The following is a 6,483-nucleotide window of genomic DNA, read 5'->3' as shown; positions in this document are numbered from 1 at the left end:
GGCCGGTCCGAGCCGTCCGGTCCTGCTGCGGCTCGCGACCGACGATGGCGCGGCCTCGGGCCCGGTGGCGCAGCTGTCCACCCGGGCCAAACTCGACCGGTTCGCGTCCGACTTCGCGTTCCCGTTCTCCTTCGAGGACACACCCGACGGGGTGGTGCTGTCGCTGGGTGCGGCGATGGACTTCCTGACCCGCAAGGACTACACGGACAACTGGGCGTCCGAGGTCCAGGAGCAGTTCTGCGGCATGGAGTTCGCCGACTGGAAATCGCTGCTCACCGACGTGGGCTTCGAGCTCGACCCGATGTCCGGCACGAGCCGCAACGACTGGATCGTCGAGCACCGCCTCGACCCGGTGGCGTCGCTGCACCACCTCGACGGCACGCCGATGCAGTGGCCGGTCACGCACGTGCTGTTCGTGGCCCGGCGGCCGCTCAACACTTGACGCCGCGCACCGTCCAGGCCGCGGCGGTCAGCTCGATCGGCCCACCGCCCAATCGATCCCGCAGGGTCTGCCGGATCGCCTCGCGGGCCGGCTCGGCCAGCCGGGCCGCGTAGGCGGGCGCCGCGCCCTGGCCGCCCAGGAACGGCGTCCAGTAGTCGTCGAAGTCGGCGAACACCGTCGGGATCTCGATCACGCCGGTCGTCACGTCGCGCAGCCCGGCGCCGGCCCACAGCTCGCGCAGCGGCTCGGGCCGGCAGATCGGGAACCGTTTCAGCTCGTCGCCCTCGGCGGCCGCCGGATCCACCTGCGCGGCGGCGTCCCAGAAGTGCCGCATCATCTGCATCCCGTCGCCGTAGTCCCAGACGTAGGCGGCGACCGTCGCGCCGTCGCGCGCGACGCGGGCCATCTCGCCGGCCCCCGCGGCCGGGTCGGGCATGAAGTTCAGGGCCAGTCCGCTCACCACGACGTCGAAGGCGGCCGAGCCGAACGGCAGCGCGGTGCCGTCACCGTTGACGACGTCCCGGCCGTTCCGGATGAAGCCCAGCGAAGGGTCCACCCCGACCACCCGCGCCGGCGCGGGGATCGCCGCGCTGAGCGCGCCGGTGCCGCGGCCGACATCGAGCCAGCGCAGACCCGGCTCCTGGCCGAGACCGGACACGAACCGAGCCGCGACCAGCCGGCTCCACCGCCCGACGTACGCCTCGTAGGCGTCGCCGACCTCCCACACGTCACCGCCACTCATGCCTCGAGACGATACGAGCCCGGGCCAGGATTGGCGGCGGACCCCTCGGTGACCAGCAGCACGACCGTGTCCGGCGGCAGCCGCGCATCCGTTGCTGCCGCCCGCAGAGCGTTCCACGCGGCGAGCGGCGCCGCACCGCACGGGCCGGCGTCGATGCCGAGCCTCGCCAGCTTCCGCGCCGCATCCGCCACCTCGGCGTCTGTGACCGCGACGCATCCGTCGAGCCCGGGCCGGATCCGCGGCCAGGCCAGCGACGAGACGGTCCCGCAGTTGAGCCCCGCCATGCTGGTGGTGCCGGTGGCCACGGTGACGGGATACCCGGCGGCGACGCTGGACAGCACGCAGGCCGCGGACTCAGGCTCCACGCTGACCACCGCGGTCCCGGGCAGAGCGGTCGTGCTGCGGTAGTGCGTCAGCGCCGCCTGCAACAGCGAGCCGACGCCGGCGGGCACGACGACCAGGCCGGGCCGGGCGATGCCCTCGGCGGCGAGCTGGTCGTCGAGCTCGGCGAACAGCGTGTCGTATCCGTCGACGATCCAGCCCGGGATGTCCTCGTACCCCGGCCACGCCGTGTCCTGCACCAGAATGCCGTCGCCGACGGCCGCTGCGGCCGTGGCCACCGCGGTGTCGTAGTCCCCGCTCACGTGGGTGACCTGCGCGCCCTCGTCGCGGATCGCCCGCACCGCCGCGGGATGCACGCCGTCCGGCACGAAGACGGACGCCCGGTGGCCGAACTCCCGGGCGAAGCGGGCGACGGCGCGGCCGTGGTTCCCGTCGGTCGCGGTGACGATCGTGACCGGCCCGGCCGGGGCGCGCTCCCGCAACGCCCGGTGGATCGCCCAGGAGGCCCCGAGCGCCTTGAAGGCGGGCAACCCGAGGCGGTGGGCTTCGTCCTTGGCGAAGACCCGTGGGGAGCCTGGGCCGTGGGCTTCGTGCAGACCCACCAGCCGGGTGGGCGCGTACCCGGGCAGGGCGCGGTGGAAGTCCCGGACGTCGGACGGTGCCGGGCGGCAGGTCCAGGAGGCGTCGCGGTTCCCGTTGACGACGACCCGGGCTGTCGGGGACAGGGAGCCGGTCAAGCTGCGACGCCCGTGACCGTGCCGTCGTCGCCGGTCGTGTAGCGGCCCTTGGAGAGGTCCAGGACGCTCAGCCGGTTGCCGAAGGGGTCGGCCAGCACCGCGACCCGGCCGACCGGGATGTCGAAGGGCTCGACGAGCACGGTGGCGCCGCCGGCGGTCAGCTCGGCCACCGCGTCGTTGACCGACTCCACCAGGAAGTCGACGACCGGCCCGTCGTGCGAGACCGAGATGACCAGCTCGGCTCCGGTCTCCGGCAGGCGCAGCCCGGCCGCCTCGCCGGTGCGCCACACCAGCTCGTGCCCGAGCCGGTCGCGATAGAAGGCCAGCCCGCTCTCCAGATCGGGGACGACGAGGTGCACACAGTCCACGGCACGCAGCACGGTCATGCCCACATCCTCACACCGGGACCCCTCACCCAATGCGCCCGGCCGCGCGCAGCACCGCCACGGCGTCGGCCGTGACCCAGGGGTTGGCCCGGCGGGTGCTGGTGCCACCCCAGTCGACCCAGTCGTGGTGCATGGCGATCTCGTCCGTCGGTCGGTGGCGGTAGTGGCGGGCGTGCGCCGGCCAGCCGTCCGCGACCCGCATCGACTCGAGCAGGTCCAGGGCGTCGGCGCACCGCGGGTCGCCGAGCAGGTCGAGCTCCATCATCGCCTTGAGGCCGCCGAGGACGTCGTAATGCCAGTAGAGCGGGTAGTGCAGCTGGCCGAACTCGGCCCGGATCAACTTCCGGGAGGTGCGCCCGAACACCAGCCGCCGCGTCAGGAACACCTCCGCGGCGGCCCTCGCGGCCTCTTTCGCCCGCGGCGTTCCGTGCCGCCACAGGCCGCGCATCGGCAGGATCGTCTCCATGAACGACGACGTGTCCGCCTCGGGGTCGCGGTCGCAGTTCCAGCCGCCGTCCGGCCACTGCCACCGCAGCAGCAGGTCGGCCAGCTGAGCGCAGCGCTCGTCGGCCAGGCCCAGGGTGTTCAGGTACCACAGCGCGTACCCCTGCTGGGAAGCGTGCGCCCGATGGCGGCCGCGCATGACCGGCACGCCCGCGTGCCGATAGGCCGCGGCCCTCGACGCGACCTCCACGTCCCGGTGATAGTCCTCGTCCAGCCAGGTGGCGAGCACCCGCTCCCGCAGCGGGACCAGCGCCTCGTCGCCCGGCGGGTAGCCGAGGTCGGCGAGCGCGCCCAGCCCCCAGTGCGCACCCTGCCACTTGGCGTAGACGTTGGCGTCCGCTGCGGTCAGCAGGCGCCGGACCAGCTCCCGGACCAGCTCCGAGTCGCGAACCTCCGCGCGGGACCCGCCGCCGGCCTTCCAGCGGATCGCGGGCTCCGGCGACGCGACCAGCGATTCCAGAACGTCCATCGGACGATTGTCGCCCGTTCGTGGTCATCCGCCGAGCGTGGGGATTAGGTCGATCATGCGCGGGCTTCGGGCGGGCGGCCGGTGGTGGCGGCGGTGTCGCCGGCGAAGACTCTGCCGCATGACGACACCACCTACCGGCGGCCGGGCGCGAACGTGGGCGATCGCCGCCATGGTCGCGATCGGAGCGGCGACCGTGCTCGTGCTGAGCCCGCTGGTGGCCGGGGCGATGACCGCCGACAGATCGGTAGCGGTGGTGGACATGCGGCCGGGCGACGGGCGGCTGGACGACGCCCGGATCGCGGCCGAGGTCTCCCGGCAGCCCGGCGCGGACCTCGTGGTGCTCGTGCCGCCCGGCCGGCCGGCGAACGCCACGACGCTGGCCGGCCTGACCGGCGGCGACCTCGGCTACTGGGCCTCCATCCGGACCGCGGTGGTCATCGCGCTGCTCAGCGCCGCCGGCTTCTTCGTGACGATGCTCCGGCGCCGGCGGCGTACGCCCGATCCCGTACCCATGGGCGCGGCCGCACCCACCGCCCTCCCCTGCGCCGCCCTCCCCGACGACGTGCTCGCCGCAATCCCTCAGCGCGTCACGGCGGTGAGCAGCTTCGGGCCGCACGGCGGCTTCGTCGACGCCGGCGGGCTGATCGTGTGGGCGGCGCTGATCCGGCCGGGCGAGCCGGTGCACCCGGGCCGGTCGCTGACCGTGCTCAGCTCCAGCCACGAACGGGATTCGCTCCTCGTGACGGCCGGCGTCGTTCAGGCCGTCCGCCGATGAACGCCGCGAGCTGGCGAGTCGTCGCGGGATCGGTGGCCGGGCCGCAACACGCCAACGTCGAGCTGTCCAATCAGGACAGCGTACGCCAGCGGATGCTGCCGGGCGGCCTGCACGCGCTGGCCGTGGCGGACGGCGCCGGGCCGGCCGCGCGGGCCACGCTCGGGTCGAACTTCGCGGTGGAGGCGGCGATCGCAGCGGCGGTGCGGTGCTTTCCGGAGCCGCCCGTGGGGCTGGCCGGCTGGCGCAGTGCGACGCTGGCCTTCGCGGACGAGTGCCTGAGCGGCTTCGACGAGGAGGTGGCCCACGCCGGCGGCCCTCGGGCGGACTACTCGACCACGTTGCTGGCGGTGATCCTGGCGCCGCCGTTCCTGGCCTACGTCTGCGTCGGCGGCTGCTTCCTGGTGGCGCAGCGCGACCCGGGCGGCTCGTCGCTGGTGGTGGCGCCCCGGGCAGTGCTAGTACCGGCCGCTGAGCCTCCGGCAAGTGCGGTGAACCCAGGCCTCTCCGGGGCCGTCTACCTGACCTCCCCGCACCGGGACGAGGATCTGCGGCACGGAGTGCTGGCGGACACGGCGCTCAGCGGCGTCGCGCTCGGCACCGGCGGCGTGGTCGACGGCATGCTCCGGGCGGCATACGCGCCGGACGGATCCGCGTACCACGTGGCGCCGGCCGGCTTCGACGAGTACTTCGACACGTTCCGCGACGACGCGGTGGACGCGCGGGTGCTGAGTCGCAGGCTGCGGTCCCGCGAGTTCGCGGCCTCGTCGGGTGACGACAAGACACTGCTGATGGCCGTGCGCCGCTAGGCTGACCGGCCATGAGCAGCATTCGGGTGGACATGACGATGTCGCTGGACGGCTACGTCACCGGTCCGGACGACGGGCCGGACGCCCCGCTGGGCGTCGGCGGGTTCCGGCTGTTCAACTGGCTCGACAAGCGCAACGATCCCGGACCGAGCGGCGAGGTCTACGCGGACTCGCTGGCCACCCGGGCGCTGATCTCCGGCCGCCGGACGTACGAGCTGGCCGGCCGCTGGGGCGGTGACCACCACAACGGTGTGCCGATCTTCGTCCTGACCCACGAGGTCCCCGGCGAGGCGCCGCCGGGCTCCGTCCGCTACGTCACCGACGTGGCCGAGTGCGCCGCGCTGGGCCGGGCCGCGGTCGGGGACGGGGTCGCCATGGTGCACGGCGCCGGCGCGGCGCAGGCGCTGCTGCGCGCCGGCGAGGTGGACGAGCTGGAGCTGCACGTGGTCCCGGTGCTGCTGGGCCGCGGCCGCCGGCTCTTCGACCACCTCGCGGCCGAGCACGTCGAGCTGGAGCTGGTCCGGCAGATGCGCACCGAGCAGGTCGACGACCCGGGCCAGCACGTGCTGCACCTGCGCTACCGCGTCCAGCGGTAGGCGGTCACAGGATCCCCATCGCCTCCCAGACGGCCATCGCGAGGCCGAAGCCCCGCATGTCGGCGACCGTGCCGGACATCCTGTTCATCACGTAGCAGAACGTGGTGCGAGCGTCGAGGTCGATGATGGCCAGCGAGCCGCCGTAACCGCCCCAGTACAGGGTGCCCAGGTTGGGCATCATGCCGTTGCCGAGGGCGAATCCCATGCCGAACCGCACCGGCATGCCGAGGATCAGGTCCCGGCCCTCGATCTGCGGCTCGAGGGCGCGCCGGCAGCCGGCCTCGGACATGAACCGCCGTCCCCCGGCGACGCCCCCGTTGGCGAGGATGGTGTGGATCCGCGCGACCGAGCGGGCGTTGCCCGTGCCGCCGGCGGCCGGGATCTCGGCCGCCCGCCAGGCCCGGGAGTTGACCTCCGACACCTCCGGCCCGGGGTTGCCGGCCACCCGGGCCTGCTGGTCGGTCGGGCCGAACTCGGGCGGCCCGGCCGGCGGCGACACCAGTTCGGCGACCCGCGCCTCCTCGGACGCCGGCAGGCCGATGTGGAAGTCGGCCCCCAGCGGCCCGGTGATCTCGTCGCGGAGCACCGTCCCCACCGAGCGCCCGGTGATCCGCCGCACCACCTCCCCGACCAGGTAGCCCTGGGTGAGCCCGTGGTATCCGCTCGCCGTGCCGGGCTCCCAGT

At 74.0% G+C, this 6,483-nt stretch carries 8 protein-coding genes and 1 pseudogene; 4 read left to right on the top strand and 5 right to left on the bottom strand.

The genetic code is table 11. From position 1 onward, the window contains the following. Positions 1–442, top strand: a pseudogene (locus AB0M20_RS20895) (class I SAM-dependent methyltransferase); the annotation flags it as partial. Here AB0M20_RS20895 and AB0M20_RS20890 read toward each other — a convergent pair. From AB0M20_RS20890 to AB0M20_RS20875, 4 genes are read right to left on the bottom strand one after another with little or no spacing between them, the layout of a single operon-like run. After that, positions 432–1,184 (bottom strand): class I SAM-dependent methyltransferase, encoded by a 753-nt coding sequence (locus AB0M20_RS20890; protein ID WP_364300465.1) that lies wholly within the window; start codon positions 1,182–1,184, stop codon positions 432–434. The pseudogene AB0M20_RS20895 and the gene AB0M20_RS20890 sit on opposite strands and share 11 nt — an antisense overlap. Further along, positions 1,181–2,263, bottom strand: coding sequence for a pyridoxal-phosphate dependent enzyme (locus tag AB0M20_RS20885; protein ID WP_364300463.1), 1,083 nt, complete (start codon positions 2,261–2,263; stop codon positions 1,181–1,183). Before AB0M20_RS20885 ends, AB0M20_RS20890 begins: the two co-directional genes overlap by 4 nt. Continuing rightward, positions 2,260–2,649, bottom strand: a complete 390-nt coding sequence (locus AB0M20_RS20880) for a VOC family protein (RefSeq protein WP_364300461.1) — start codon at positions 2,647–2,649, stop codon at positions 2,260–2,262. The genes AB0M20_RS20885 and AB0M20_RS20880 overlap by 4 nt, the downstream gene beginning before the upstream one ends. 25 nt (positions 2,650–2,674) lie before the next feature. Further along, on the bottom strand, positions 2,675–3,622 hold the full coding sequence (locus tag AB0M20_RS20875) for a hypothetical protein (protein WP_364300459.1): 948 nt from the start codon (positions 3,620–3,622) through the stop codon (positions 2,675–2,677). A gap of 118 nt (positions 3,623–3,740) precedes the next feature. On the opposite strand from AB0M20_RS20875, the gene AB0M20_RS20870 reads away from it, so the two are divergent. From AB0M20_RS20870 to AB0M20_RS20860, 3 genes are read left to right on the top strand one after another with little or no spacing between them, the layout of a single operon-like run. Further along, positions 3,741–4,397, top strand: coding sequence for a hypothetical protein (locus tag AB0M20_RS20870; protein ID WP_364300457.1), 657 nt, complete (start codon positions 3,741–3,743; stop codon positions 4,395–4,397). After that, on the top strand, positions 4,394–5,203 hold the full coding sequence (locus tag AB0M20_RS20865; RefSeq protein WP_364300455.1) for a protein phosphatase 2C domain-containing protein: 810 nt from the start codon (positions 4,394–4,396) through the stop codon (positions 5,201–5,203). The genes AB0M20_RS20870 and AB0M20_RS20865 overlap by 4 nt, the downstream gene beginning before the upstream one ends. An 11-nt stretch (positions 5,204–5,214) precedes the next feature. Beyond that, positions 5,215–5,799 (top strand): dihydrofolate reductase family protein, encoded by a 585-nt coding sequence (locus tag AB0M20_RS20860; protein ID WP_364300453.1) that lies wholly within the window; start codon positions 5,215–5,217, stop codon positions 5,797–5,799. 4 nt (positions 5,800–5,803) lie between these two features. Here the strand turns inward: AB0M20_RS20860 and AB0M20_RS20855 are convergent. Further along, positions 5,804–6,483, bottom strand: a 680-nt coding sequence (locus AB0M20_RS20855; RefSeq protein ID WP_364300451.1) for a serine hydrolase domain-containing protein, incomplete at its 5' end; no start/stop codon positions are given.

Source organism: Actinoplanes sp. NPDC051633, assembly GCF_040681735.1.
Classification (GTDB): domain Bacteria; phylum Actinomycetota; class Actinomycetes; order Mycobacteriales; family Micromonosporaceae; genus Actinoplanes.
Note: the sequence above shows the minus strand (reverse complement) of the source record. Positions and strands in the feature narration are given on the sequence as shown.